The sequence below is a fragment of the Luteimonas abyssi genome (assembly GCF_001482195.1).
Lineage (GTDB): Bacteria > Pseudomonadota > Gammaproteobacteria > Xanthomonadales > Xanthomonadaceae > Luteimonas > Luteimonas abyssi.
The window spans coordinates 1,887,034-1,912,866 of the sequence record NZ_KQ759763.1 but is presented as its reverse complement, the minus strand read 5'-3'; the positions used below and the strand labels follow the sequence as shown (position 1 = coordinate 1,912,866).

The following is a 25,833-nucleotide window of genomic DNA, read 5'->3' as shown; positions in this document are numbered from 1 at the left end:
AGTGGTGGAGCCAGGGAGGATCGAACTCCCGACCTCGTCATTGCGAACGACGCGCTCTCCCAGCTGAGCTATGGCCCCACGGATGTCGCTGAGGCACGCATTATACGGTCTCGCCGGCGGCGGGCAAGCCGTCTGCGAGCAGCGGGGCCAGGGTGGCCTCGAGCTCGGTGCGCCGCCAGCCGGCCAGTGCCGCGGGCCACTCGCCACGTTCGAGCAGGGCTTCGAGCCAGCGCCGGGAGGCGAGCACGCCATCGGGCAGGCCGAGTTCCGCGCTGCGGGTCGACACCGCGTCCTGCAGGGCCTTGAGCGCCTTGCGATCGACCTCGTCGGTGCGCGGCGCAGGGGCCTCGGCCTCGTCGGGCAAGGGCGTGTGCAGGATGTCCAGCAGCGGGCCGACCAGCTTGCGCGGTGCCTTGGGATGGCGGTCGAGCATGCGCTGCAATGCGGTGGCGTCGGCGGGCGGATCGCGGGCCAGCAATGCGGCGAGTTCGTTGTCGAGCACCCAGCTGCGCGGGCGGTCGCGTTCGCGGGCGAAGCGCTCGCGCCAGCGCAGCAGGCGCAACAGGCGGTGTTGCGCGGCCGTATCCAGGTACTGCGCCGCACGCAGCGACAGGTGCGGCCAGCGCTCGCCCTCGTCGGATTGCGCCTGGGCGACGTGGCGCGCGCAATCCTCGGCCAGCCAGGTGTGCCGGCCCAGCGCCATCAAGCGCGCATCGAGCGCGTCGTGCAGGGCGAACAGGTGGCGCACGTCGTCGGCGGCGTAGCGCAGCTGCGCCTCCGATAACGGTCGGCGCATCCAGTCCGAACGGGTCTCGCCCTTGGCGAGGGTTTCGCCGGTGATCTCCTGCACCAGCTTCTGATAACCGATGCCGGCGGCGACGCCGCCGATGGCGGCCGCGACCTGGGTGTCGAACAGCGGCGACGGCACGGTGTCGCAGGCGTGTTTCAGGGCGATCAGGTCCTCGCTGGCGCTGTGCATGATCTTGAGCACCGCGGGGTCGGCCAACAGCGGGCGCAGGGCATCGGTCATGCCGGGCACCAGCGGGTCGATCAGCAGCAGGTCGTCGTCGATCGCGAGCTGGACCAGTGCGAGTTGCGGCCAGTAGGTCCGCTCGCGGATGAACTCGGTGTCCAGTCCGACGCGGGACGGCGGGTGGGCGAGGCGAGCGGCGAGGACGCCGGGGTCGTCGATCCAGTGGGTGCGGAACTCGGGCATGGACACAGTGTAGGGCTTCCCGGCGCCGGCGCCGTCGGTGCCTTCACCGGGATCGGCGATACTGGAACCGGTTCCGCGTGCCGATTGACCCGGTCCCGGCGCGCCCGTACCGTCCGCAACCATCCGGCCCTCCAGGCCGCAGGAGTTCCGTTTGCGTCGTCCTTCCGCCCTCTCCGTCGTGCGCCTGCTGTCCTTCATGGTGCTGCTGGCCCTGGCCGGCTGCGCACGCGATGGCGAGGCGCCGGATGCGGATGGCGATCCCGCCCAGGGGCCGGCCGGCAGCGTGACCATCAGCGGCGACGATGCCGAGGTGGCGGCCCTGACCTGGCAACGGCCGCGGGTCGAGCTGGAGGAGGATCCGGACGCACTGGACGAGGCGCGCGACCAGGCCGCCGAAGCGCTCCAGGACGCGCATCTGTACGACGGCGAGGACGCTGCGATCCCGCTGTATCTCGCGCTGCTGGAGCGGGATCCGGACGATGCGGCCGCCCGGCGCGGCCTGGCGGCGTCCCAGACACGGTTGATCGCGCTCGGCGATGCGGCCGTGGCCGACAGCGGCGACGATGCCGACGCGCTGCGGGCGGCCCATCGGGTCGCCGCCGTGGCGCGCGCGGTCTGGCCGGAGGAGGACGTGGTGGTGGCCTATCTGCGTCGGGTCGACGGCGCGGATCGCCTGTGGGAACTCAACCGCGCCGCCGAAGCCGATCTCCAGGCCGACCGGCTGGGCGAGTCGGGCGACGGTGCGCTGCCGCGCCTGCGTGAGGCGCTCGAGCTCGAACCCGATCAGCCGCGTGCGATGCAGAATCTCGCCGCGGTCGAGAGCGGCCTGATCCGCCGCGCCGAACACGCCGCCGGGCAGGGCGATTTCGTCAGTGCGGGGGAGTGGCTCGATCATGCCGCCGAACTGCGGCCGGACATCGAGACCGTGCCGGATGCGCGCGAGCGCATCGAGCGGATACGGACGTTGCGTATCGCGCGTCTGCGCGATCAGGGCGTGGCGGCGCTGTCCGAGCCGGACGGCATCGAAGCCGCGCGCGCCGCGCTCGCGGAACTGTTGCGGATCGCCGAGGCCGGCGATCCCATGGCCGCGGACCTTCGCGAACGCATCGACCTGCACGTGCATTACGGCCTGTTCCGGCCGGGTCAGGTGTTCACCGATGCGCTGAACAGCGGTGCGCGCGGGCCGCGCATGATCGTGGTGCCGCACGGGGCGTTCACCATGGGCGCCCCGGCCGACGAGCCGGCCTCGACCGACGCCGAGCGCCCTCAGCGCAACATCCGTTTCGACCGCGGCTTCGCGATGGCGGTGACCGAAGTCACCGTCGGCGAGTACCGCCGCTTCGTCAACGCCACCGAGTACGAGACGCGTTCGGCGCGGCGTGGCTTTTCGATGGTCTACGACGAGCGCAGCGGCAACTTCGTGCGCCGCAGCGGCGTCGATTGGCGGCACGATCACCTCGGTGCCGAAGCCGCCGACAACATGCCGGTGATGCATGTCAGCGCGGTGGATGCCGCGGCGTACACGGACTGGCTGTCCGACGAGAGCGGACAACGCTACCGGCTGCCGAGCGAGGCGGAATTCGAATACGCGTTGCGCGCGGGCGGCGACACCACGTACCCCTGGGGGGAGGGCGGGCCGCCGGAAGGCGCCGGCAACCTCACCGGCAGCGAGGACGTGTCGCCGGCCGGGCGCCGCTGGAGCAACGCCTTCCCGGATTACGGCGACGGCCATTGGGGGCCGGCGCCGGTAGGCCGCTTCGCCGCCAACCGCTGGGGCCTGCACGATCTCGCCGGCAACCTGAGCGAATGGGTGGCCGATTGCTGGCACGACAACTACCGCCGGGCGCCGGCCGACGCCAGCGCCTGGGTCAATCCGGGTTGCCGGACGCTGACCATTCGCGGCGGCTCCTGGGCCAGCGCGCCCGACCAGACCCGGTCGGCCTGGCGTGCGGCCGCGCAGCGCGACACCACCAACGCCCGCCTGGGCTTCCGGGTCGTGCGCGACCTGTAGTCCGGGCCCGCGCCGCGGCCTCCGATCGTCCCGCGAAGGGCATCACCCGGTTTCCCGCGGGACATGCTAAACGGTGCGTCGTCCCTGCCACGGAGTCCGCCATGCGCCAGAATCCCAGCCCTCGTCCCGACCAGGGTCCGCCCAGCGGTGGGCGCAGGCGCGGGCCTGGCTTGCGGCTCTGGGTGTTGCTGCTGTTCGCCGGTTACGGCATCTACTACTGGGTGTCGAACCAGACCGACGACCCGGTGACCGGGCAGCGCGTACTGATCGACCGCAGCCTGTCGGTGGACGACGAGAAGGCGCTCGGGTTGCAGGCCTACGAGGAAATCCTGTCGCAGGAACGGCCGGTCGATCCCGCCACGCCGGTGGCGCAGGAGATCCGCGGGATCGCCGACCGTCTGATCGCCAAGGTGGACGATGTCGAAGCCGCGCTCGCGAGCGAGCACGGCATGCAGCCGACGCGGTTCTCGGAGTCGTTCGACTGGGAGGTCAACGTCATCGACTCGCAGGAGGCCAATGCGTTCTGCCTGCCGGGCGGCAAGATGGCGGTGTACACGGGCCTGGTGCCGGTGGCGCAGAACGAGGATGCGCTGGCGGTCGTGATGGGCCACGAGATCGCGCATGCGTTGCTGCGCCATGGCGCACAGCGGATGGCGCAACAGCGCCTGAGCCAGGTGGGACAGATGGCCGGCGCCCTGAGCGGAATGGATCCGCAACAGCAGCAGATGGTGATGGCGGCGATGGGGTACGGCTACCTGTTGCCGTACGCGCGCAAGCACGAGACGGAGGCCGACGAAGTGGGGCTGATGCTGGCGGCGGCGGCCTGCTTCGATCCGCAGGAGGCGATTCCGCTGTGGGAGCGCATGGGGGAGGCATCGGGCGGCCAGGCACCGCCGGAGTTCTCGTCGACGCACCCGAATCCGGGCACGCGAATCCAGAACCTGCAGGCGCTGATGCCGAAGGCGATGGCGTATCGGGAGCGGTTCTGCGAGGAGGCGATGTAGGCCCCGGGAGCCGGCCGGCTGTTTGGCCTTGCGTTCTGAGAGGGTGGCTCGCTGGTGATGGATGGCGGCACGGCTTCTGTGCGGGTAGGACTGGCGGCAGTGCAAGTCCCTACCTTTACGTCCGCTAGTGCCGGTGCCGGTGCCGGTGTTTTCACTGTTGATTCGGCTCTGGCTCTGATCTTGATCTTGATCTTCGAGCCGTAAAGCGAGCCGAGCACCGCAGGCCGACGCGGCCGAAGAGGCGCCCATGTTTGAGCGCAGCGAGTTCGGGCGCCGTGCCGCGTCGGGCGAGGCGCGCAGGGGACCGGTGCGGCGCAGCCGTGCCGGCTCGCGTCCGGCGAAGGGACTTTTTGGTTCCTTTTTGGGCCGTCAAAAAGGAACTCGCGCGCGGCAGCGTGCGAAACGCTCTTGATCCTGCTCGTGCCTTTCACTTCTTCCGTAGCACGCCATGACGGAGATCGGCAGGAGCCGAAGCAACAGCAGGATCAACAGCTTTCGCGCTGAAGCGCGACTCACTTTTGTCGCGACAAAAGTAAGCAAAATCGCTTTCGCCGGACGCGATCCGATCGGGCTGCGCCCGATCGGTGCCCTGCGCTTCTCGGACGACGGGGCACGCTGCCCAAACTCGCTGCGCTCAAACATGGGCAGCTCTTCGGCCCCGCCGTCCTGCAATGCTCGGCTCGCTTTACGGCTCGAAGATCAACAGCAACAGCAACAGCAGGCCGCCAGCATCTTCGCGGGAGGGGCCTGGCCGGATGTAGGAGGCGCTGCGCGACCCAGCAATCACCTGGGGGCTGCTGCGCATGGCGTCAGCAGGGAAGCGGCCCGGACCGGGCCGCCGGATGCGCCAGTCAGAAGCTCATGAACAACCCGCCGTTGATCGGCAGGGTCGCTCCGGTGATGAAACCGGCATCCTCGGCCGTGAGGAACGCGACCGCGCGCGCGATGTCGTCGGGCTGGCCGAGTCGGCCGACGGGGATCTGCTCGACGATGCCGTCGCGGATCGCCTGCGGCATCGCGGCGACCAGAGCGGTTTCGCAATAGCCCGGCGAGACGGTATTGACGGTGACGCCCTTGCGTGCGACCTCGCGGGCGAGCGCCATCGTGAAGCCGTGCATGCCGGCCTTGGCGGCGGAGTAGTTGGTCTGCCCGAACTGGCCGGTCTGGCCGTTGACCGACGACAGGTTGACGATGCGTCCGTAGCCGCGCGCCACCATGCCCTCGACCGCGGGTCGGCACAGGTTGAACACGCTGCCCAGGTTGACGTCGATCACCGCGTCCCATTGCACCCGGGTCATCTTGCGCAGGGTGACGTCGCGGGTGATGCCGGCATTGTTGACGAGCACGTCCAGACGTCCGTGGCGTGCCTGGATGCCGGCGACGAACGCTGCGCAGGCGGCGTCATCGGCGACATCGAGCGACGCATGGGAGACGTCGAGGCCGGCCACGGCGGTGTCGAAGGCGGCGATGGCCTCGGGACGTGCATCGAGGTCGGCGGCGATCACCCGCAGTCCCTGCTGGGCGAGCCGGCGACAGATGGCGGTGCCGAGGCCGCCGAGTCCGCCGGTGACCACGGCGATGCGAGGACTGTTCATGGGAAACGCTCCGGAAAACGAACACACGGCACGGCGCCCGGATGGGCGCCGTGGGGAGAAAGGTCGACCAGGCGCGGCGGCGGAGGCTGCGCGCGCCGCGAGGGCTCAGCGGCCGCGCTTGTCGCCCGGCTTGCCGTCCTGGGGGCCGGGCGTGCGCCCGACGCTGCCGATCAGGTTCTTCTGGAATTCCTGCCACATCTCCAGATTCCGCTCGGTCAACTTGTTCATCATCGTCCAGGGCGTCTGGCCGAGCATGCCGCCCATCTGCTGGCGGAACTGTTGTTGCTGCTCAAGAAAGCTTTCCATCGAGCGCTCCAGGTAGGTCGCCATGAACCCCTGCAGCGAGTCGCCGTAGAAACGGATGATGTGGCTGAGCAACTGGGTGGACAGGATCGGCTGGCCGTCCTGTTCGTGCTCGGAGATGATCTGGAGCAGCACCTGGCGGGTGAGGTCGTTGCCGCTCTTGGCGTCGCGGACTTCGAACGTCTCGCCATCCAAGATCAGCTGGCGGACGTCTTCGATGGTGATGTAGCTGGAGATCTCGGTGTCGTAAAGACGGCGGTTCGGGTACTTCTTGATGATGCGGAGGTCGCTCATGAGACCGTAGGCCTGACCGTTGTTGCCACGCAGCATGGCGCAGCCGTCACAGGCGCGCAACCTGGCCGATCGGCCATCGAGTGTGCGGCGACGCCTGAACAGGCGGCGCCGCACTCACACTCACCAACCCATGTACTGGCCGCCGTTGGCGGAAAGGTTGGCGCCGGTGATCCAGCCGGCCTCCTCGGACAGGAAGAAGCCGACCGCGTAGGCGATTTCCTCCGGCGTGCCGAGGCGTCCGGTCGGAATCTGCGCGATGATCTTCTCGCGCACCTGCTCCGGCACGGCCATCACCATGTCGGTGCCGATGTAACCCGGCGACACGGTGTTGACGGTGATGCCGAAGCGGGCGTTTTCCTGCGCCAGCGAAATGGTGAAGCCGTGCATGCCGGCCTTGGCGGCGGCGTAGTTGGCCTGGCCGTACTGGCCCTTCTGGCCGTTGATCGAGCTGATCTGCACGATCCGGCCCCACTTGCGCTCGCGCATGCCCTCGATCACCTGGCGAGTGACGTTGAAGACCGAGTTGAGATTGGTGTCGATGACCTCCTGCCACTGCTGGGCGGTCATCTTGTGGAAGGTGGTGTCGCGGGTGATGCCGGCGTTGTTGACCAGGATCTCGACCGGGCCGAGATCGGTCTCGAGCTGGCGGATCATGGTGTCGCACTGTTCGGCCGAGGCGACGTCGCCCTGGACCAGCGCGATGTCGTAACCGTCGGCCTTCATCCGTGCCTGCCAGTCGCGGCCACGGGCTTCGTCGCGGTAGTTGGTGGCGACACGGTGGCCGGCGTCGTGCAGGCGCTTGCAGATGGCGGTACCGATGCCGCCGGTGCCGCCGGTGACCAGGGTCACTCTGGATGTCATGGGTTGCGTCTCCTTCGCGAAACGTGGGGATGGGGAGCCCCCGGATTCTAGGCATCATCGGCGACGAAGGCGTTGTGCGATGCGGCGAGTGCGGGGCGAGGCGCGCGCGGAATCCGATCGGTGTCGAAGCGTTCGACCGCCTGGGCCAGCCAGGGCAGCGGCCGGTCCCCGGCTTGCCCGAACGCGGTCTGTCCGAGCGCGGCCCATGCGAAGGCGAGGGCGTCGTACGGATCGCCGGTGGCGACGGGCAGGGCATCGAGCGACTTGGAGAGCTTGCGGCCGTCGGCATCGAGGACCAGCGGCAGGTGGGCATAGGTCGGCGTCGGCAGACCGAGGCGTTGCTGCAGCAGGATCTGTCGCGGTGTCGAGTCGATGAGATCGGTGCCGCGCACGATATCGGTGATCGCCTGGTCGGCGTCGTCCACCACCACCGCCAGTTGGTAGGCCCAGAATCCGTCGGCGCGGCGCAGGACGAAATCGCCGACCTCGGCATGCAGGTCCTGTTCGATGCGGCCGTGGATGCGATCGACGAAGGCGACCCGGGTACCGGGCGGCACGCGCAGGCGGATCGAGGGATCGGGTCGGTGCGCCTGGGCGACGCAGGCGCGATGCAGGCCTCCATGCGCGGCGAGATCGCGGCGACTGCAATGGCAGACGAACGCGTCGCCGGTCGCCAGCAGACGCTCGAGCGCGGCGGCATACAGGTCATCGCGGGCGCTCTGCCGCACCACGGGGCCGTCCGATCGCAGGCCGAGCCGGTGCAGCGCGGAGAGTTGGTCGTCGGCCGCGCCGGCGATTTCCCGGGTCCGGTCCACATCCTCGATCCGGATCAGCCAGCGGCCGCCGGCCTGGTGCGCCATCAGCCAACTGCCGAGCGCGGCGACCAGCGACCCCGCGTGCAGGGGGCCGGTCGGTGAGGGGGCGAAACGACCCCGGTAGGGGCGTGGAGGCGAGGTGTCGTCCAGCATGCGCGGTCGGCGGGTAGACTCGGGAGCAAACGTCCCTTGAATTTACCGCAGCGCGCCCTATCTGATTGAATTGCCTGCGGTCTCATCGCCGCGACAGCCAACGGAACCCCTCACGATGTTCAGCCGAATCGCCATTTTCCTCGCCACCAACCTTGCCGTGCTGCTGCTGGTCAGCATCGTCATGGCCATCTTCGGCATCGACCCGGCGACCAACGCCGGCCTGTTGTTGTTCGCGGCCGTGTTCGGTTTCGGCGGTGCCTTCGTCTCGCTGGCCATCTCGAAGTGGAGCGCCAAGCGCAGCACCGGCGCGCACGTGATCACCCAGCCGTCCAACGAGACCGAGCGTTGGCTGGTCGAGACCGTGCGTCGCCAGGCCGAGCAGGCCGGCATCGGCATGCCCGAGGTCGCGATCTACGATGCGCCGGAAATCAATGCGTTCGCCACCGGCGCCAGCCGCAACAACTCCCTGGTGGCGGTATCCACGGGCCTGCTGCGGGCGATGGACCGCGACGAGGCGGAGGCCGTACTCGGCCACGAGGTCGCCCATATCGCCAACGGCGACATGGTGACGATGGCCTTGCTGCAAGGCGTGCTGAACACCTTCGTGATCTTCCTGGCGCGCATCGTCGGCCGGGCGATCAACAACTACCTCAGCGGCGGTCGCGAGGGCGGTGGCGGTATCGCCTACTTCGCCATCGTGTTCGTGCTGGATCTGATCTTCGGTCTGTTCGCCAGCATGATCGCGATGTGGTTCTCGCGTCGTCGCGAGTTCCGCGCCGACATCGGCGGCGCGCAGCTGGCCGGCCGGCACAAGATGATCGCCGCGCTGGAACGCCTGAACCAGACCTACGGCGAGAACACCCTGCCCAAGCAGGTCGCCGCGTTCGGCATCAGCGGCGGTATCGGTCACGGCCTGAAGAAGCTGCTGATGAGCCACCCGCCGATGGAGGAGCGCATCCAGGCGCTGCGCAACGCCGACCTGCAGCAGGAGGACGGCGTCCACCAGCGCGCGTTCTGATTGCGGTCGCAGAGCCGCGTTTCCAGGGGAAGGGCCCGCTACCGAGCGGGCCCTTTTTCGTGGCACTTCACCCGACGACGGGGCTGCCGGTTCCGGCGGGGCCTCTCAGGTCGTGGCGAAAAGAAGCGAAGCGCCGTACTGCGACCACTCGTCACGGTCCCGGCAGCCGGTAGAAACCCTCGCTCGGCCGCTCACTCGAAGTCGTAATGCATCTGCGCCGCCGGCTCGGCCAGGAAGCTGCCCTGGACGTAGTCGATGCCGGCCGAGAACAGGATCGACATGCTGGCCGCGTCCTGCACGGCGTCGGCGATCGTGCGGATCCCGAGCTCGCGCGCGCGCGCGGCGATGTCGTGGACCTGCTTCTGGTTGTCCGGCAGCTGCGGCAACTCCTCGCAGAAGCTGCGGTCGAGCTTGAGCAGGTGCGGTTGCAGGTGCGACAGCAGCTGGAACGAATCCAGGCCCACGCCGAAATGCTCGAGCGCAAGACGGCAGTCGTAGCGGCCGATGGCCTCGGCGAAATCGCGGGTCGCCTTGAGGTGGGTGAACACCTTGGCCTCGGGCAGCTCCAGCACCAGGTACTCGCCCGGCACCTGATGCTTGGCCAGTTGCTCGCCGATGTAGCGCACCAGGCTGTCGTCGTGTAGCGACGCCTGGCTCACCTTCACCAGCAGCGTGGTCGGCCTGCCGGCCCGCATCCGCTCGCCGATGCGGGCGATCGCCTGGCCGACCACATGGTGGTCGATCTCCCACAGCAGGCCGTGCTCTTCGGCGATGTGCAGGAAGGTCAGGGGCTTGACCAGTTCGCCATCGCCCGCGTCCAGGCGCAGCAGGGCCTCGTAGACCGCGCCGGTGTCGCCCTGCAGGCTGATCACCGGCTGGTAGTGCAGCACGAAACTGTCGCGGTCGAGCGCATCGCGCAGGCGGTCGACCCACGCCTGGATGTGCTCCTCCTCGGCGCGGTCGGTTGCGGCGGGGTCGAAGATCTCGTAGCGGTTGCCGCCCACGCCCAGTGCCGACGTGACGCCGGCATCGGCGCGCGCCAGCACCTGGCTGACACTGGCGATCTTCTCGCCGACCTGCACCCCGCCCACGCTCGTGCTGACCACGCTCGAGTGGCTGCCGATCTGCAACATGTCGCGCGCGAACGCGGCGAGGATGCGCTCGGCCTGGGCGACGGTGCCGGCGTAATCGGTGTCGCGCAGCAGGACCGCCAGCCGGTGCTCGGCGTAGCGCGCCGCCACCGCGCCGTCGTCGAGCACGCCGACCAGACGCTCGGCGAGTGCGGCGAGCATGGCGTCGGCCGAATCCAGGCCGATCTCCTGCAGCAGGCGCTGGTAGTGGTCGGGTTCGATCAGCAACAGGCCGTGCTGCCGGTTGTCCGCGGCCGACGCGGACACGGCGTCCTCGAGCAGGCGCAGGAACGTGGGGCGGTTCAGCAGCCCGGTCACCTGGTCGCGCTGGCGCAGTTCCTCGACCTGCCGGGCCAGTTCGGGATCGACCTCGGCGCGCCGGAAGATCACCTGCAGGCAGGCTTCGCCCTCGTACTGGGCCGGGGTGAACTCCATCGTGGCCGCGAAGGCGTTGCCCTCGATGTCGCGGGCCTGCAGCTGGTAGTGGGGCGGTGGCGCGTCGCCCTTGGACAGGCCCTTGAGCAGTTGCTTGAAATCCTCGACATGCTGCGGGGCGACCATGTCGAGCAACGACATGCCCTCGATGTCCTCGAACGTCTCGTGTCCGAACATTTCCAGATAGGCCGCATTGGCACGGATGTGCATGCCTTCGTGGATGTAGGCGATCGGCTCGCGCGAGGACTCGATCAGCGCGTCGCAACGGCGTTCGGTCTCGCGGATGCGGGCTTCCAGGCGGCGCATCGAGCGGCGCGCCTCCAGGTCGGTCCACTCGCTGCGCACCAGCGACAGCAGCACCGGCGGCTTGTGGCGTGGCACCACCCGGCGTACGCCGAGGGCGAGCGCGTCCAGATAGCCGGCTTCGTCGATGGTGTCCACGACGGCCAGCAGCGGGATGTCCTTGCCGCTGGCGAGGACCTTCTGCGCGACGTCGGCCAGCGGCAGCAGGCCCGGCCGTTGTGCGGCGAGAACGAGGTCGATGGTCTGCCCGGCGAGCATGGCGTCGAGGTCGTCGAGCGATGCCGGCCGCAGCGGTCGTACCGCGATGCCCGCGTTGCGCAATCCGCTGACGATCCCCTCCGCGTCCTCGACACTGTCGTCGACGACCATCAGCCTGAGTGCGTTGTCCTGCTTTGCCATGCGCCCCTCCCGCAAGAGCGTTGGGTTATGCCATGGGACGTGCGCACACGTCCATCGTGTCCGGGCCTGCGTTCGAGCGGTCGTGTGCCAGGCCGCGCCGCCCCAGGGGCCCGGGCCCCACGGGGCCTCAGCCCTGGAGTGGCCGCTTGGACGCGTCGCCGGCCACCTCGCGCACCAGGCGTGGCACCAGGTAGCCGGACAGGCGCACGCGCAGCGCGGCATGCAACGCCAGGGCGCGCGCCTCGTCGACTTCGAAATGGGCGGCGCCGGCCACACGGTCGAGCTGGTGCAGGTAGTACGGCAGCACGCCGGCCTCGAAACCACGCTCGCACAGGTCGGCCAGCGCATCGACCGAATCGTTCACCCCGCGCAGCAGCACCGCCTGGTTGAGCAGCGTCGCGCCCGCGGCGCGCAGGCGGGCCATCGCGGCATCCACGTCCGCATCGAATTCCCGGGCGTGGTTGGCGTGGATCACCACGGTAACGGGCCAGGGCAGGCCGACCAGCCAGGACACGAACTCGTCGTCCACGCGCTCGGGCAGCACCACCGGCAGCCGGGTGTGGATGCGCAGGCGGCGCAGGTGGGCGATGCCCGCGAGCGCGTCGGTCAACTCGGCCAGCTTGGACGTGGCGAGCGACAGCGGATCGCCGCCGGACAGGATCACCTCGTCGATGCCGGTGTCGGCGGCGATGGCGTCCACCGCCTCGCGCCAGCCTGCGGCCGCCGCGGTTTCCTCCGCGTAGGGAAAATGCCGGCGGAAACAGTAGCGGCAATTGATCGCACAACTTCCGGTGGCCACCAGCAGCGCCCGCCCGCGGTATTTGCAGATCAGGCCGCGCCCGGCGCGGGCGGCCGCGTCCCCCACCGCATCCAGTTCGAACCCGGGGGCCGGCCGCAGCTCGGCGTCGAGCGGCAGGACCTGGCGCAGCAAGGGGTCGTCGGGATCGCCGTGGCGCATCCGGGCGACGAAGCCGCGCGGCACCCGCAGGGCGAAACCGGTGGCGGCCGTGTCCGGTACGCGGCTGGCCAGCGTCTCCAGGCCGAGCGCGGCCAGCAGCTCGTGTGGATCGCGGATGGCCTCGCGCCAGGCCTGCTGCCAGCGCCGTGGCTGTATGGGATGGGGGGCTGCGGGTATCATGTCGGGCTATATCGCGCGCGCCCGGTCCGGGTGCGTGAATCCGACATTCTATCCCCGCCGCCCGCGGGACAGCAGGAGCCCAGATGGCCAGCTACGGCATGAACGACGTCAAGAACGGGATGAAGATCCTGGTCAACAACGAACCCGCGATCATCACCGACACCGAGTACGTCAAGCCGGGCAAGGGCCAGGCCTTCACCCGGGTGAAGTACCGCCAGATCCGGACCGGCCGGGTGCAGGAAGTCACCATGAAGTCGACCGACTCGGTCGAAGCCGCGGATGTCGTCGACACCGACATGCAGTATCTGTACTCCGACGGTGAGTACTGGCACTTCATGCAGCCGGAGACCTTCGAGCAGGTGCAGGCCGACAAGGCCGGCATGGCCGGCGCCGAAAAGTGGCTCAAGGGCGAGGAAGAATGCGTGGTGACGCTGTTCAACGGCACCCCGATCGCCGTGCAGCCGCCGAACTTCGTCGAGCTGCAGATCACCGAGACCGATCCGGGCGTGAAGGGCGATACGGCCGGCACCGGCGGCAAGCCGGCGACGCTGGAAACCGGCGCGGTGGTGCGCGTGCCGCTGTTCGTCGCCCAGGAAGAAGTGATCAAGGTCGACACCCGTTCGGGCGAGTACGTCAGTCGGGTGAAGTGACGATGACGGGCGGGTGGTTCGCCGCGGTGGTGCGGGTGGCGGGCGTCGTGCTCGCCGTCTGCCTCCCGACCGCGGCGCTGGCGGACCCCGCCTGTCCTGCCAGGACTGTCGACGCGCTGGCCGCCGCGGACCTGATCCCGGCCGGGGACGACACGGGCCTGGTCGCCCAGGCCTGCCGTATCTGGCCGTACGATGCCTCGCTCGCGCTCACGGCGCTCGCTTACCGGTTGCCGGACCAGGACAACGGGTACGGCCGCCCGTTGCGGCTGCTGATCGCGCTGCAGGACGCGCACGACGCGCGGCCGCTCGCCACGCGGGAGATCGATCTCGAAGAAGACGCCGCGTTCGAACTGGGCGCGGATGGTCTGCGACTGGACACCGCCCGATACGATCTGGCGCCCGGCGTGCGGGCGTTCGGCGTGGTGGTGCGCAACGCCTCGCGCAATCCGAGTTGCCCCGAGGGACGGGTGAACGACGAACTGACGCTGTACGTCCGCGACGACAGCGCGCTGCGGCCGGTGTTCTCCACCCACCTCGAGGTCTGGGCGCAACTCGAGGGGGAGGCCTGCACAGGCCCTGCGCAGAGGCTGGTCACGGAGCAGGCGACGGTGCGCATCGGGCTCGAACCGGCCAACACGCGCGGTTATGCCGATCTGCGGGTCATGGCCGACATCGAGCGTCTGACGCGCGAGCCCGGCGAGCACTGGCACGACCCGCACAGGGAACATCGCCGGCGCAGCCGGGTCGTGCGCTACGACGGCGAACGCTACGATACGCGGACATTGCCCGGCGTCTTTTCTTGGCCGGCCGCCCCAACGGACGAGTGAGCATGCCTGAGACCCCCGAATCCATCGACCTGCTGATCGAAGCCGGTCACGTGGTGCCGATCGAGCCGCATGGCGTGGTGCTGGAGCAGCATGCCGTGGCGGTGCACGACGGCGCGATCGTCGCGGTGCTGCCGATCGCGCAGGCGCGCGCGCGCTTCCGCGCCGCCGAGACCGTTTCGCGCCCGGACGCGGCACTGATCCCGGGCCTGGTCAACGCGCACACCCACAATCCGATGACCTTGCTGCGCGGCGTCGCCGACGACCTGCCGTTGAAAATGTGGCTGCAGGAGCACATCTGGCCGGTCGAGGGCGCGGTGATCGGCCCGGATTTCGTGGCCGACGGGGTGACCCTGGCGATCGCCGAGATGCTGCGCGGCGGCACCACCTGCGTCAACGAGAACTACTTCTTCCCCGATGTGCAGGCCGCGACCTACAAGCGCCATGGCTTCCGTGCCCGGGTCGGCCTGCCGGTGATCGACTTCCCGACCGCCTGGGCGAAGAGCGACGACGAGTACTTCGACCGCGCCGGCGAGGTCCACGACCAGTGGCGCGGCGATACGCTGATCGACACCGCGTTCGCACCGCATGCGCCGTACACGGTCAACGACGCCAATTTCGAGCGCATCCGGATGCTGGCCGACCAGCTCGACCTGCCGGTGCACCTGCATCTGCACGAGACCGCGCAGGAAGTGGAGCAGTCGCTGAAGGACCACGGCCAGCGGCCGATCGCGCGCCTGGATCGTCTGGGCCTGTTCAACGACCGCCTGATCGCGGTGCACATGACCCAACTCACCGAGGCCGAGATCCACCTGTGCCGGGAGCGTGGCGTGAGCGTGGTGCACTGCCCGGAATCGAATCTCAAGCTGGCGTCGGGGTTCTGCCCGGCCTGCGCACTGGAACGTGCCGGGGTGAACCTGGCGGTGGGCACCGACGGCTGCGCCAGCAACAACGACCTCGACATGTTCGGCGAGACCCGGACCGCGGCGATCCTGGCCAAGGCCGTGGCCCAGGATGCCGCCGCGTTCGACGCCGCCACCGCGCTGCGCGCGGCCACCCTGGGGGGCGCGAAGGCGATCGGGTTCGACGACCGCATCGGTTCGATCGAGCCCGGCAAGGCGGCCGATCTGGTGCTGGTGGACCTGTCCCCGCTGGAGACCCAGCCGCTGCATCACGTGCATTCGCAACTGGTCTACGCGACCGGCCGCCACCAGGTCAGCGACGTCTGGATCGCGGGTCGCGCGCGCCTGCGCGACCGCGTGCTGGTCGATCTCGACCCCGCGGCCCTCGTCGCCAATGCGCGCCAGTGGCGCGACCGCATCGCGGCCCTGGGCCGCTGAGTTCCGGAGACCCCCCAATGAGCGCCGCATCCGCCAACTTCCGCCAGTCCGAACTCGACAAGTTCGCCGCGCTCGCCAATCGCTGGTGGGATCCCGACGGTCCGCAGAAGCCGCTGCACGCGTTGAACCCGGTTCGTCTGGGCTATGTGGCCGAGCGCGTCACCCTCGACGGCGCGCGCGTGCTCGATGTCGGCTGCGGCGGCGGTCTGCTCAGCGAGGCGCTGGCCGGTGCAGGCGCGCAGGTGACCGCGATCGACCTCGCCGAGGACCTGATCCGGGTGGCGGCGTTGCACGGCCGTGAGAGTGGCGTGGCGGTGGATTACAGGGTGCAGTCGGTGGAGGCTCTGGCCGAGGACGAGGCAGGGCGGTACGACGCCGTCACCTGCATGGAAATGCTCGAGCACGTGCCCGATCCGGGCGCGATCCTCGACGCCTGCGCGCGCCTGCTCAAGCCGGGCGGACGGCTGTTCGTGTCCACGCTCAACCGTACCCCGGCGGCGTTCGCACTGGCGATCGTCGGTGCCGAGTACGTGGCGCGACTGTTGCCTCGCGGCACTCACCGCTACGAGGATTTCATCCGCCCGTCGGAACTCGCCGCGTGGCTGCGCGGCAGCGGTCTGGCGCTGGAGGATGTCAGCGGGCTGGTCTACGAGCCCTGGCGCAATCGTGCGCGGCTGGGTCGCCGCACCGACGTCAACTACGTGGCCTGCGCGCGCAAGCCTGTCACGGAGACCTCGTCGTGAGCGCCGGCGGTTTCCCGCGCACCGTGCTGTTCGACCTCGACGGCACCCTGCTCGACAGCGCGCCTGACATGCTGGCCACGGTGAACCGCATGCGCGTGCAGCGCGGACGCTCGCCGATGGATCTGGCCGAGCTGCGCCCGCACGTGTCCAAGGGCGCGCGCGCGATGTCGGCCGCGGCGTTCCCCGACGCGGACCAGGCGGCGATGCAGGACATGATTCCGGAGTTTCTCGAGATCTATCGCGAGGAGCTGGGGCGTCATGGCGGCCTGTTCGAGGATGTGGCGACGCTGCTGGACGCGCTGGAGGCGGACGGCGTCACCTGGGGCGTGGTCACCAACAAACCCGAGTATCTGGCCAGCGAGGTGCTGCGCGCGCTGGAGTGGCAGTTCCGCTGCAAGGTCCTGGTGGGCGGCGACTCGCTGGCCGAGCGCAAGCCGCATCCGTTGCCGCTGCTGCATGCGGCGCAGACGCTGGGTGTCGAGCCGGCGGATTGCGTCTACGTCGGCGACGACGAGCGCGACATCCAGGCCGCGCGCGCGGCCGGCATGCCGTCGGTGGTCGCGCTGTGGGGCTATCGTCTCGGCGACGACCTGCCGCAGGACTGGGGCGGCGATGCGCTCATCGACCGACCCGGCGCGTTGCTGGATCCCGCACGCTGGCCGGTCACGCCGCGTCGCTGACGGCGGCTCGGTAACGCGGCCGCATCGCCCACGCTGCGACCGGGCGTTCGATCCACGGTCTCGCGTTCGCGCCGGATGCCCGGAGCCGATGGCCGCGGCGCGACCGCCCGAGACTAGTGCCGTGTCCACATGCTTCGCCGCCCGATCACTTGAACTCTGCCCGCACGACCATGGACACACCCGACAACCGCGAGGCCCCCGAGGCCTTCATCGACAAGTTCCGCAGCCGCTGGCCGGAATGGGGCGTGGCGATCGCGTTCGTCCCCGCCGCGCAGCGGGCGTTCGGCGAGGCCTGGCTGGCCTTGCTGCAGGAGTTCGCCGACGCCGCATGGGCCGGTGAAGAGGCGGCACCGGGCCTGGCCAAGCTGGCGTGGTGGCAGGATGAACTGCAGGGCTGGCAACGCGGCGCGCGTCGGCATCCCCTGGCCCGGCATCTGCGGGACCGTCCGGTGGACTGGAGCGCGGTCGCGCAGGCGCTCAACGGCCTGCCGGCCACGCGCGATCAGGACCGCGCCGTCGCGGCCGCCAGCCTCGCGCCGCTGGCGGCAGCGCTGGCACAGGCCGAAGCGGTCGCGGCCGCACCCGACGACCGTCACGCCGCCGCCCCCGCGCCGCAACAGGCGGTCGATCTGCTCGTGGGCGTCCTGCTGGCCGAACGGGCGCTGCGCCGGGGCGGGCGCGAGGATGCAGAGGGCGTGCTGGGGACGTGGCGCCCGGCACACGGTGCGGGCACGCGGTTGCGCCGTATCCAGGCGGGCCTGTTGCGCCATCGGCTGCAGGCGGTCGCTGCGGGACGACAGCCGGTGCCATTGCCGGCCTGGCGGCTGCTGCCGCTGGCCTGGCGTGCGGCGCGCGGTTGATCGCGCCTCCGGCCCCGCAGCCTGCGGCTGCTTTCGATGGTGTCGATCGCGGCGATCGACGAGGGCATTGGCGGAAACGTAACGTTGCAGGAGTGTCCAGACCGCGGCCGTTACACTAGCGACCCCTCGCGAAATCGGAACGACCGTGACCCAGCGCGCTTCCCAGATCCTGCCGGATGTCGCCGGCGATGCCGCCGACGCTGCCCGTGTGCTCGACTGGGTGGGCATGGACCGGATCGCCTTGCCGCTGCGCCTGCCGGACGCTTCAGGCCGAGGGCTGCAGGTGCCGGCCGAGGCCGATGTCGCGGTCGATCTGCGCGACCCCGATTCGCGCGGGATCCACATGTCCCGCCTGTACCTGCGTCTGCAGGACGCTTTCGAGTCCGAGCCGCTGACGCTCCCGGGGCTGCGGCGCATCCTGCAGGACCTGGTCGAATCGCAGCGCGGCCTGTCGGGCGCCGCACGGTTGGTGCTGCGTTACGAGCATCTGCTTCGCCGCCGGGCGCTGGCCAGCGACAACGCCGGCTGGAAACGCTACCCGGTGTCGCTCGAGGCGACGCTGACCGATGGCCGCTTCGATGTCGCGCTGGCGTTCTCGGTCGAGTATTCGAGTACCTGTCCGGCCTCGGCGGCCTTGTCGCGCCAGCTCAATGCGCAGCGGTTCGCGCAGGACTTCGCGCTGCAGGCACCCGAGTCCACCCAGTCCGTAGAAGCGTGGCTGGACTCGCCGCGCGGCCTGGCCGCCACGCCGCACGCCCAGCGCAGCCGCGCCGAGGTCCGCGTGTCGCTGCAGCCGGACATCGACGACGTGCCGCTGGAAGCGCTGGTCGACGCATTGGAAACGGCACTCGCCACACCGGTGCAGACGGCGGTCAAGCGCGAGGACGAGCAGGCCTTCGCTCGCCTCAACGCCGAGAATCTGATGTTCTGCGAAGACGCGGCGCGTCGCGTGGCGGCTGTGCTCGCGGCCGATACGCGCGTGCAACGCTACGACGCACGCGTGGCGCACTTCGAGAGCCTGCATGCGCACGACGCAGTGGCGCGGGTCAGCGGCTGACGGCTCCGACTTCGGCGATCGGCCCGTGCCGGGGAGACCGGAGCGGGCAACCGCCGCTCAGTCGAGTTCCACGACGAAGGGCAGGGCGGTGGCGCCCGGCCGCTCGACGAGCAGATGCAGACGCCCCCGCTGTGCCGGGGTCGCAAGGTCCAGCATGCCGGAGGCGGGGACGGTCTCGCTCTCGCCTGGTGCCTGACCACCGGGCCCCCGCACGCTGACACGGGTGCCGGGTGGGGCGTGGATCCGCAGGGGCTCGCCGGCCTGCCCATGCCGCGGAACCCGGACCTGCGTGCCGGGGACGGGAGTGCCCGGCATCACCCGCCGGGGCGGAAGGGACGATGGCGTCGTGGGGGCAGACGCTGCCGTGGGGCTGGACGCCGCTGTCGCCGCCGCCGACGTGGTCGGGCGTTCCGGCGGGGCCTGCATGGCGTCGCGCGGCACCTGCGTACATGCGAGCGGGGTCAGGCCCGTCGCCAGTAATCCCAGCGCGTGGAGCCGGGGAGGTCTGCCTGGCATGTGGGAGATCCTGGAGAGAAGGACGGGGTCGGATCCGAGTCTGGCCGTCTTCGCATGGCCGGGCGTGAACGCCATGGCCAGGCCGCCTCGGACAGGCCGCCCCCGACGGAGCGCGGCGGATACCGCGCCCCGTCGGGGCCCCGTCGGGGCATCACGAACCGCGCATCGTCAGAACTGCAGCGAGAACCGGGCATTGGCGCCGTGATCGCGGGCATCGCCCGAGAGCACGCCGGAGTAGCCGACCTCGAACAGGCTGTTGGACGACGTGCGCGCGGCGAAGCCCAGCTCGACCAGGGCGGCCTCGTCGGTGATCGCCGGACTGCGGACCACGAACGCGTCGCCGCCGTCCCAGCTCGCCCACGCCGAATGGCGCTGGTCGCCGCCGGCGTAGCGATAGCCCAGGTTGCCGCGCAGGCTCAGCCACGACTGCTCTTGGCCCGAGCCGCGCAGCGCGACATCGAAGCGCACGCCGGCGGTGGTCAGGTCCACGCGCGCATCGGACGAGCGCACGGCGAGCGCTGCGGCGCCGCCGTCTTCGGCGAAGCCATCGGCATCGAGCTCGACATGGGCGTACTGCAGATAGGGCTCGATACCCCAGGCGCCGGACTCGAAGCGCCAGCCGGCTTCGACGAACGCCTGCCAGGCATCCGCGTCGTAGCGTGCGCGGGCCGTGTCGGAGAATCCGGCGAAACCGATGCGGCGCTCGGTGTCGACCTCGTGCCAGGTGTAGCTGTAGCCGGCGCGCAGACCAAATGCGCCCCAGGCGTTGCTCGCATAGAGGCCGGCGTGACGGCTGTCGGTCTCGCTCTTGCTGCCGCGCTGGCGGATGTCGGAATCGGTACGTCCAGTCCCGCCGAACACGCCGACGCGCCAACCGCCGAAGGCATGGTCGACGCCGACCAGGATGGCGCTGCTGTTGGACTGCACGCGCGCCGCGTTGCCGTCGGCATCGATCCGACCACCGTTGCGATGGATATCCACCCATGCGCCGGTGGCCGCTGCCGGATCGTGCTGGGCGGTGAACGCGTCCTGGCCGTACGCCGCACGAGCGAGCGCGGCGTTGCGGACCAGGCGGCCGCTGTCGAGCAGCACGGTATTCGTGCTCGCATGGGCTTCGCCGGAGAGCTGGTCGAAGGCATCGGCCGCCTGGTCCGGAGACAGCTGCGTCAACGCGACCGGCAGCCCCTGATCGAAGGCGAGTGCATCGGCCGCGGCCGCGACCGCGAACTGGTTGGGTGTGACCGCGGCCGAGGCCAGCGCGGCCCCGCGGGCGACATCCACGCGCAACCCATTGGCCGCGTACGCGAGCGACAGCGACAGGAACGGCGAGAGCGCCTCGGTGTCGATGCGGTCGAACGTGCCGTCGAGCCCGCCATCGGCGCGGATGATCTGGTAGTTCTGGCCGAGCAGGTAGGTGCCGGGCAGGGGAATCGCACGCAGGGTACCGCCTTCGATCGTGGCGGCGCCGGTCACGTGCAACAGGTCGGCCGTGTCCGGCGGCAGCAGTTCGGCCTCGAAGGTCGAGCCGGCAAGCTGTGTGTAATCGCCGTCCACGGTCAGGGTGCCGATGGAGTTGCCGGGGGCGATGGTGCCGGCGACCCAGGTGTCGCCCAGCCGGCCGCTGCCGCCGAGGGTGCCGGCAGCGTCGACGCGCGTGTCGCCGTCGAGCACGCGCCCGTTGACGACGGCGACCCCTCCGGCCACGGACAGATCGCTGCCGGTCAGCGATCCGTTGAGCAGCAGGGCGCCACCGGCGACCCGCACATCGCCGTCCAGCCGGCTGTCGCCATCCAGCTCCAGCACCCCGGCATCCACCGTGGCGCCGGCGAAGCTGTTGTCGCCGGACAGGCGCAGCCAGCCGACGCCGGCCTTGGTCAGGCGGCCAGGGCCGCCGATGTCGTTGCGCCAGTCGTCCCAGGCGGGCCCTTCCCAGACCGGCGTGCCGCCACCGGGCCGATCCATCACGACATCGGTGTCCACGAGCAACTGGCCCGGCCCGTCCACGGCCCGTTCGAGATTGATCAATCCCCAGCCATAGATCTCGTCCACGCCTTCCTCGCCGAGGTCGGTGGCGGTGGTCAGCATCACGTCGCGGACCTGGGTGCTGCTGAGGTAGGGAAAGCGCTCGAACAGCAGCGCCAGTGCGCCGATGGCATGGGGCGCCGCCATCGAGGTGCCGGTGAAGTCCGCGTAACCGGGCTCGATGACACGGTCGCCGACTTCGTAGCGATAAGGGTCGTCCGGCGTGCCGCTGCCCAGACGTTCGACGCCGAAGTTCACACCACCGCCGTCCACCGATGACGTGATCAGAGTGCCGGGCGCGGCGATGCACCAGTTCTGCGTGTAGGCGCAGATGCTGGAACTGCTGTTGATCGAGTACGCACCATTGCCGTTGTCCTGCACGTTGGCGACGCTCAGCCAGAGCGACTCGGCGTCGGGCCGGAACTCGGGCAGGCCCGGGTAGATGTTGGCGATGCGCCCGTTGTCGTTGCCGAGTGCGACCACGGTCAGGACGTCGTTGGCGATGGCGCCGTCGGCGTAGGCGTCGTAGTAGGCACGGTCGGACTCGTAGGTCTGGCGCAGCGCATCGAGGTTGTTGCCGGCTTCGGAGACCGGCAGCCAGATCTCGACGTTGAGCGCGCGCGCGCCCGCGGCGCCGAGCTGGTCGTACAGATCGGCGACCTCGGCCGCGCCGGGCGTCCAGCCGCCGTCGACGAAGCGGCGTTCCCAAATGCCGTCCGCATCCTGGAACCAGTGGTACTCGAGATCCGCGAAGAAGCGGGCACTGTGCAGGCGGCTGCCATAGGCGACGCCATGCATGCCTTGACCGTCGCGCGCGGCGACCATGGTGCCGGCCACATGGGTGCCGTGGTTCTGGTACTCGGCGTAGAGATACGAGGCCAGGCCGAACGGGTTGATCTCGTTGATGTCGATGGACGGCTGGTCGCCACTGGAGAAGAAACAACCGTCGAAGCGGACCTGTCCGGGCGTGGCGCAGGCAGGATCGCCGAGCTGGATCACCTGGTGGCCTCGTCCCGCGAACTCCGTATGGCCCATCGCCACGCCGGTATCGAACAGGCCGAGTTCGACGCCGGCACCGGTGAGCCCCCGCGCATAGGCGTGATGGGCGCCGATCGCCCCCAGCCCCCAGTCCGCCTCGAACTCCGCCGTCCGCCAGCTGTCCGGATCGCCGATTGCGCCATCGTGCGCGTTCTGGGCGGAGGCGGTCGCCGCCACACCGGCCACGAGTGCGAACACCAGCGCGCGCGACAGTGCATGGCGGGGGAGCGTGCGGCGGACAGCGTGAGCGGAACAGGCACGGTGAGGCATGGGGCGCATGGGCATTTCGTCTCCATTCGAGGGCAGGGGGCGCCATGGATCCAACGGCGGCGCCAGGCGGTTCACATGCTCGGGCAGCGCTTCGCGGTCGTGAAGGCTGGGGCGGCCCCTAGCTGGACACGGCGGCATGGACGCCCTTTCGACAGCACTGTCTGGACGATGAATGAGCCAGCGTCCGCACCATGTGAGCGGTGTGCCCACCTGCGTGCCTGCCCCTCGAGGAGGCCTTCGCGGTGAGCGCGCTTGGTTACGTCCGGACCATCATCCATGCGACCCCGATGGAACGCGGGGGCGCTGTGTACGGCTGCAGGGTGATGGAAGCGTGCATGCCGTCGTTCCAATCCCGGGTCTCGCGCCCGACGCTGGCTGGGCAGGGCCCGACATGCGGTGAAGCGTTTCTCGTCGTCGCCTCAGCGCGCCCGTTCCAGTACGAGTTGGGGGTCGATGCGGACGTCGAACCGCGTCAGGCCGCCGCGGTCGTTCCCGGCCTGCCACCGCGCCGCCGCGCGCGGCCGGCATAAACATGCGGTGAAGCGCTTCTGCGTCGTCGCCTCAGCGTGCCCGTTCCAGTACGAGTTGGGGGTCGATGCGGACGTCGAACCAGTTCATCCCCCAATGCAGATGCGGCCCCGTCGCCCGTCCGGTCGCGCCGACCGCGCCGATCACCTGGCCCTGCTCGACGCGGTCGCCCTCGCGCACGTCCAGACGCGACAGGTGCAGGAAGTTCGAGCTGATCCCGTGCCCGTGATCGAGCAGTACGGTACCGCCGGTCAGATACAGGTCCGGGCCGGCGAAGGTGACCAGGCCGGCGGCGGGCGCCTTGATCGGCGTGCCTTGCGGTGCGGCGATGTCCATGCCGGAGTGGGGCGAGCCTGGTGTGCCGTTGTAGACCCGGGCGCGACCGAAGCGGCCGCTGATGCGGCCTTCGACCGGCCGGATGAAATGCTGGGCGAAATCGGCGCGCGCGTCGTCGCGCACCCGCGCCGCAGTGACCAGCGCCTGTTCGCGGCGGATGCGCTCGGCGGTCGCCGGCGGCGGATCCACGGTGGAGGGCGGAACGCCGTCCACGCGCTGCAGGGGCCAGTCGCGCGCGGTGACCGCGATCGATGCGGTCTGCTCGCCGCCGTCGGGGCGCACGATGCGGACCTGGGCCGGACCGGTGGCGTCGCGGCCGATGCCGAGCACCACGCTCCCGTAGCCGGTCACGCGCAAGGTCCGGCCCGCGTACTCGACCCGGCTGCCGGGGGGCACCCGGCCGATCACCATCGCCCCCTGCTGCACGCTGTCGGGAAACACGACGTGCGCGTCGGCGTCCTGGGCCGACGCGATGCCGACGCCGGCCATCCCGCCGATGCCGGACAGCAGCGCCAGCATCCAGGCGGCGAGCCGGCGCCGCCGTGCCGGCGCTTCCTCGACAGAGGGGGTGCGGACGGACGCGTCGACCGCGGTGCCGGTCGGGTCGCGGGTCAACGCGCGAACTCCAGCCGCTGACCGGTCGGCTCGCCGGTCAGGGCCTCGCCGTCCCAGGCCAACTGTCCGTTGACCCAGGTCGACGCGATCCGGCTGCGGAACGTGGTGCCCTCGAACGGCGACCAGCCGCAACGCGACAGGACGTGGCTGCGCTTCACGGTGTAGGGCGCGTCCTCGACCATCACCAGATCGGCCCAGTAGCCCTCGCGCAGGAACCCGCGCTCGTGCACGTCGAACAGCTGCGCGGGCGCATGGGCGAACTTGCGCACGACCGTGGCGATGTCGAAATGCCCTTCGTGCACGCATTCCAATGCGGCATTGAGCGCGAACTGCACCAGCGGCAGGCCCGATGGCGCGCGCACGTAGGGCTCCTGCTTCTCTTCCCAGGTATGCGGGGCGTGGTCGGTGGCGATCACGTCGATCACGTCGTCGGCGATCGCCTGCTGCAGCGCCGCGCGATCGGACGGATCCTTGATCGCCGGGTTGCACTTGATCTGATGGCCGAGACGGTCGTAATCGGGACGCGCGAAGCGCAGGAAGTGCACGCAGGTCTCGGCGGTGATGCGCTTGCGCACCCGGCCGGCGTCGTCCACCAGGGGGCCGCGCTCGAACAGCGCCAGTTCGTCGGCGGTGGAGATGTGCAGCACGTGCAGGCGGGTGTCGTGGCGGCGCGCCAGCTCCAGCGCCAGCCGGGTGGACTTGATGCAGGCCTCGCGGGAGCGGATGTCCGGGTGCAGGCGGGCGGGGATGTCGTCGCCGTAACGCTCGCGGTACTCGGCCATCAGCGCGTTGATGGTCGGGGTGTCCTCGCAGTGGGTGATGATCGGCGTGGGCGCCTCGCGGAAGATCGCGTCGAGGGTGTCCGGGTCGTCGACCAGCATGTTGCCGGTGGAGGCGCCCATGAACACCTTGATCCCGGGTGCGGTCTTCGGGTCGAGCGTGCGGACCGCTTCCAGGTTGTCGTTGCTGGCGCCCAGGTAGAACCCGAAGTTGGCGCGCACGCGACCGGCGGCCCGGCGGTACTTGTCTTCCAGCGCGTCCGCGCCCAGGGTGGGGGGGCTGGTGTTGGGCATGTCCATGAAACTGGTCAGCCCGCCGGCGACCGCCGCCGCGGACTCGCTGGCCATGTCGGCCTTGTACTCCAGACCGGGCTCGCGAAAATGCACCTGGTCGTCGATCATCCCCGGCAGCAGCCAGCGGCCGGCGGCATCGACCACCTGGTCGTTGGCGCCGGGCGTCAGGCCGGGGCCGATGGCGGCGATGCGGCCTTGCGAAATGCGAAGGTCGCCCTCGACGACGCGACCTTCGTTGACGAGGCGGGCATTGACGATCAGGGTATCGGTCATGGTTTCGGATCCGTGTTGGGCATCGGCACCGGGTCGTGGCCGCCGGGGTGCAGGGGATGGCAGCGGGAGAGCCGGCGCAGCGCCAGCCAGCCGCCTTTGAGGGCGCCGTAGCGCGCGATGGCGGTCATCGCATACTCCGAACAGCTCGGCACGAAGCGGCAGCGTGGCCCGAGCAACGGGCTGAGCAGGCGCTTGTAGAGGCGGAGCAGGAAAATGAGGACGCGTTCGATCACCTGGGTGTGCGCGGCGTGAAGTGCCGGTGCGGTTGCCGCTGCAGCCGGCGCAGGGTATAACAGCCCGCTTTCCCAATCCAAGGGAATCGAAGGACGCAAC

At 70.0% G+C, this 25,833-nt stretch carries 22 protein-coding genes and 1 tRNA gene; 10 read left to right on the top strand and 13 right to left on the bottom strand.

Going from position 1 to position 25,833, the window contains the following annotated elements; all coding sequences use genetic code 11:
- Positions 1-2: 2 nt before the first annotated feature.
- Positions 3-78 (bottom strand) — tRNA-Ala (locus RG19_RS08030).
- 22 nt (positions 79-100) lie between these two features.
- Complete coding sequence (gene rnd / locus RG19_RS08025) at positions 101-1,216, bottom strand: ribonuclease D (protein WP_058836492.1); 1,116 nt, start codon at positions 1,214-1,216, stop codon at positions 101-103.
- Positions 1,217-1,412: 196 nt separating this feature from the next.
- Between rnd and RG19_RS08020 the strand changes: the two genes are divergently transcribed.
- Together RG19_RS08020 and RG19_RS08015 are read left to right on the top strand one after the other, a co-directional pair.
- Positions 1,413-3,227 (top strand): SUMF1/EgtB/PvdO family nonheme iron enzyme, encoded by a 1,815-nt coding sequence (locus RG19_RS08020; protein ID WP_157515360.1) that lies wholly within the window; start codon positions 1,413-1,415, stop codon positions 3,225-3,227.
- A 101-nt stretch (positions 3,228-3,328) separates the two neighbouring features.
- The gene (locus RG19_RS08015; RefSeq protein WP_058834823.1) at positions 3,329-4,231 is read left to right on the top strand and encodes a M48 family metallopeptidase; all 903 of its coding nucleotides are present in this window, start codon (positions 3,329-3,331) and stop codon (positions 4,229-4,231) included.
- 369 nt (positions 4,232-4,600) lie between these two features.
- Here RG19_RS08015 and RG19_RS17565 read toward each other — a convergent pair whose 3' ends face one another.
- The 5 genes from RG19_RS17565 to gluQRS form a co-directional block, all read right to left on the bottom strand.
- Complete coding sequence (locus RG19_RS17565) at positions 4,601-4,873, bottom strand: hypothetical protein (RefSeq protein ID WP_157515204.1); 273 nt, start codon at positions 4,871-4,873, stop codon at positions 4,601-4,603.
- A gap of 209 nt (positions 4,874-5,082) precedes the next feature.
- Positions 5,083-5,826 carry an acetoacetyl-CoA reductase gene (phbB, locus tag RG19_RS08010; protein ID WP_058834822.1) on the bottom strand — a complete coding sequence of 248 codons (744 nt, stop codon included), beginning with the start codon at positions 5,824-5,826 and terminating at the stop codon, positions 5,083-5,085.
- A gap of 105 nt (positions 5,827-5,931) precedes the next feature.
- Positions 5,932-6,459 (bottom strand): polyhydroxyalkanoate synthesis repressor PhaR, encoded by a 528-nt coding sequence (gene phaR, locus RG19_RS08005; RefSeq protein WP_425599725.1) that lies wholly within the window; start codon positions 6,457-6,459, stop codon positions 5,932-5,934.
- 84 nt (positions 6,460-6,543) lie between these two features.
- Positions 6,544-7,284, bottom strand: coding sequence for a beta-ketoacyl-ACP reductase (gene phbB / locus RG19_RS08000; RefSeq protein ID WP_058834821.1), 741 nt, complete (start codon positions 7,282-7,284; stop codon positions 6,544-6,546).
- Between the two features lie 47 nt (positions 7,285-7,331).
- The gene (gene gluQRS / locus RG19_RS07995) at positions 7,332-8,252 is read right to left on the bottom strand and encodes a tRNA glutamyl-Q(34) synthetase GluQRS (RefSeq protein ID WP_082672552.1); all 921 of its coding nucleotides are present in this window, start codon (positions 8,250-8,252) and stop codon (positions 7,332-7,334) included.
- A 115-nt stretch (positions 8,253-8,367) separates the two neighbouring features.
- Here gluQRS and htpX point away from each other — a divergent pair, with 115 nt between their 5' ends.
- Positions 8,368-9,270, top strand: a complete 903-nt coding sequence (htpX, locus tag RG19_RS07990; protein WP_058834820.1) for a protease HtpX — start codon at positions 8,368-8,370, stop codon at positions 9,268-9,270.
- Between the two features lie 191 nt (positions 9,271-9,461).
- On the opposite strand, the gene RG19_RS07985 is transcribed toward htpX, so the two are convergent.
- Entirely contained in the window at positions 9,462-11,537 is a 2,076-nt protein-coding gene (locus RG19_RS07985; protein ID WP_058834819.1) for an EAL domain-containing response regulator, read from the bottom strand.
- A gap of 127 nt (positions 11,538-11,664) precedes the next feature.
- Positions 11,665-12,675 (bottom strand): EF-P beta-lysylation protein EpmB, encoded by a 1,011-nt coding sequence (gene epmB / locus RG19_RS07980; protein ID WP_058834818.1) that lies wholly within the window; start codon positions 12,673-12,675, stop codon positions 11,665-11,667.
- An 83-nt stretch (positions 12,676-12,758) separates the two neighbouring features.
- Here epmB and efp point away from each other — a divergent pair, with 83 nt between their 5' ends.
- The 7 genes from efp to folE2 all read left to right on the top strand — a co-directional run bounded on the left by efp (position 12,759) and on the right by folE2 (position 18,829).
- Entirely contained in the window at positions 12,759-13,325 is a 567-nt protein-coding gene (gene efp, locus RG19_RS07975; protein ID WP_058834817.1) for an elongation factor P, read from the top strand.
- 2 nt (positions 13,326-13,327) lie between these two features.
- A complete protein-coding gene (locus tag RG19_RS07970; protein WP_058834816.1) occupies positions 13,328-14,152 on the top strand; it encodes a PA3715 family protein in 825 nt (274 codons plus the stop codon).
- A 2-nt stretch (positions 14,153-14,154) separates the two neighbouring features.
- Positions 14,155-15,489, top strand: coding sequence for a TRZ/ATZ family hydrolase (locus tag RG19_RS07965; protein WP_058834815.1), 1,335 nt, complete (start codon positions 14,155-14,157; stop codon positions 15,487-15,489).
- Between the two features lie 17 nt (positions 15,490-15,506).
- Positions 15,507-16,232, top strand: coding sequence for a bifunctional 2-polyprenyl-6-hydroxyphenol methylase/3-demethylubiquinol 3-O-methyltransferase UbiG (gene ubiG, locus RG19_RS07960; protein WP_058834814.1), 726 nt, complete (start codon positions 15,507-15,509; stop codon positions 16,230-16,232).
- Positions 16,229-16,912 (top strand): phosphoglycolate phosphatase, encoded by a 684-nt coding sequence (gene gph, locus RG19_RS07955; RefSeq protein WP_058834813.1) that lies wholly within the window; start codon positions 16,229-16,231, stop codon positions 16,910-16,912. Before ubiG ends, gph begins: the two co-directional genes overlap by 4 nt.
- A 170-nt stretch (positions 16,913-17,082) precedes the next feature.
- Positions 17,083-17,772, top strand: coding sequence for a hypothetical protein (locus tag RG19_RS07950; protein WP_058834812.1), 690 nt, complete (start codon positions 17,083-17,085; stop codon positions 17,770-17,772).
- Positions 17,773-17,917: 145 nt separating this feature from the next.
- Positions 17,918-18,829 carry a GTP cyclohydrolase FolE2 gene (gene folE2, locus RG19_RS07945; RefSeq protein WP_425599692.1) on the top strand — a complete coding sequence of 304 codons (912 nt, stop codon included), beginning with the start codon at positions 17,918-17,920 and terminating at the stop codon, positions 18,827-18,829.
- A gap of 684 nt (positions 18,830-19,513) precedes the next feature.
- On the opposite strand, the gene RG19_RS07935 is transcribed toward folE2, so the two are convergent.
- The 4 genes from RG19_RS07935 to yidD all read right to left on the bottom strand — a co-directional run bounded on the left by RG19_RS07935 (position 19,514) and on the right by yidD (position 25,733).
- The gene (locus tag RG19_RS07935; protein ID WP_162267059.1) at positions 19,514-22,684 is read right to left on the bottom strand and encodes an autotransporter domain-containing protein; all 3,171 of its coding nucleotides are present in this window, start codon (positions 22,682-22,684) and stop codon (positions 19,514-19,516) included.
- 552 nt (positions 22,685-23,236) lie between these two features.
- Positions 23,237-24,028, bottom strand: a complete 792-nt coding sequence (locus tag RG19_RS07925; protein ID WP_238376685.1) for a M23 family metallopeptidase — start codon at positions 24,026-24,028, stop codon at positions 23,237-23,239.
- A 122-nt stretch (positions 24,029-24,150) separates the two neighbouring features.
- Positions 24,151-25,500: a dihydroorotase gene (locus tag RG19_RS07920; protein WP_058834807.1), complete on the bottom strand. Its 1,350-nt coding sequence runs from the start codon at positions 25,498-25,500 to the stop codon at positions 24,151-24,153.
- A complete protein-coding gene (gene yidD / locus RG19_RS07915; protein WP_058834806.1) occupies positions 25,497-25,733 on the bottom strand; it encodes a membrane protein insertion efficiency factor YidD in 237 nt (78 codons plus the stop codon). Before yidD ends, RG19_RS07920 begins: the two co-directional genes overlap by 4 nt.
- Positions 25,734-25,833: the final 100 nt, after the last annotated feature.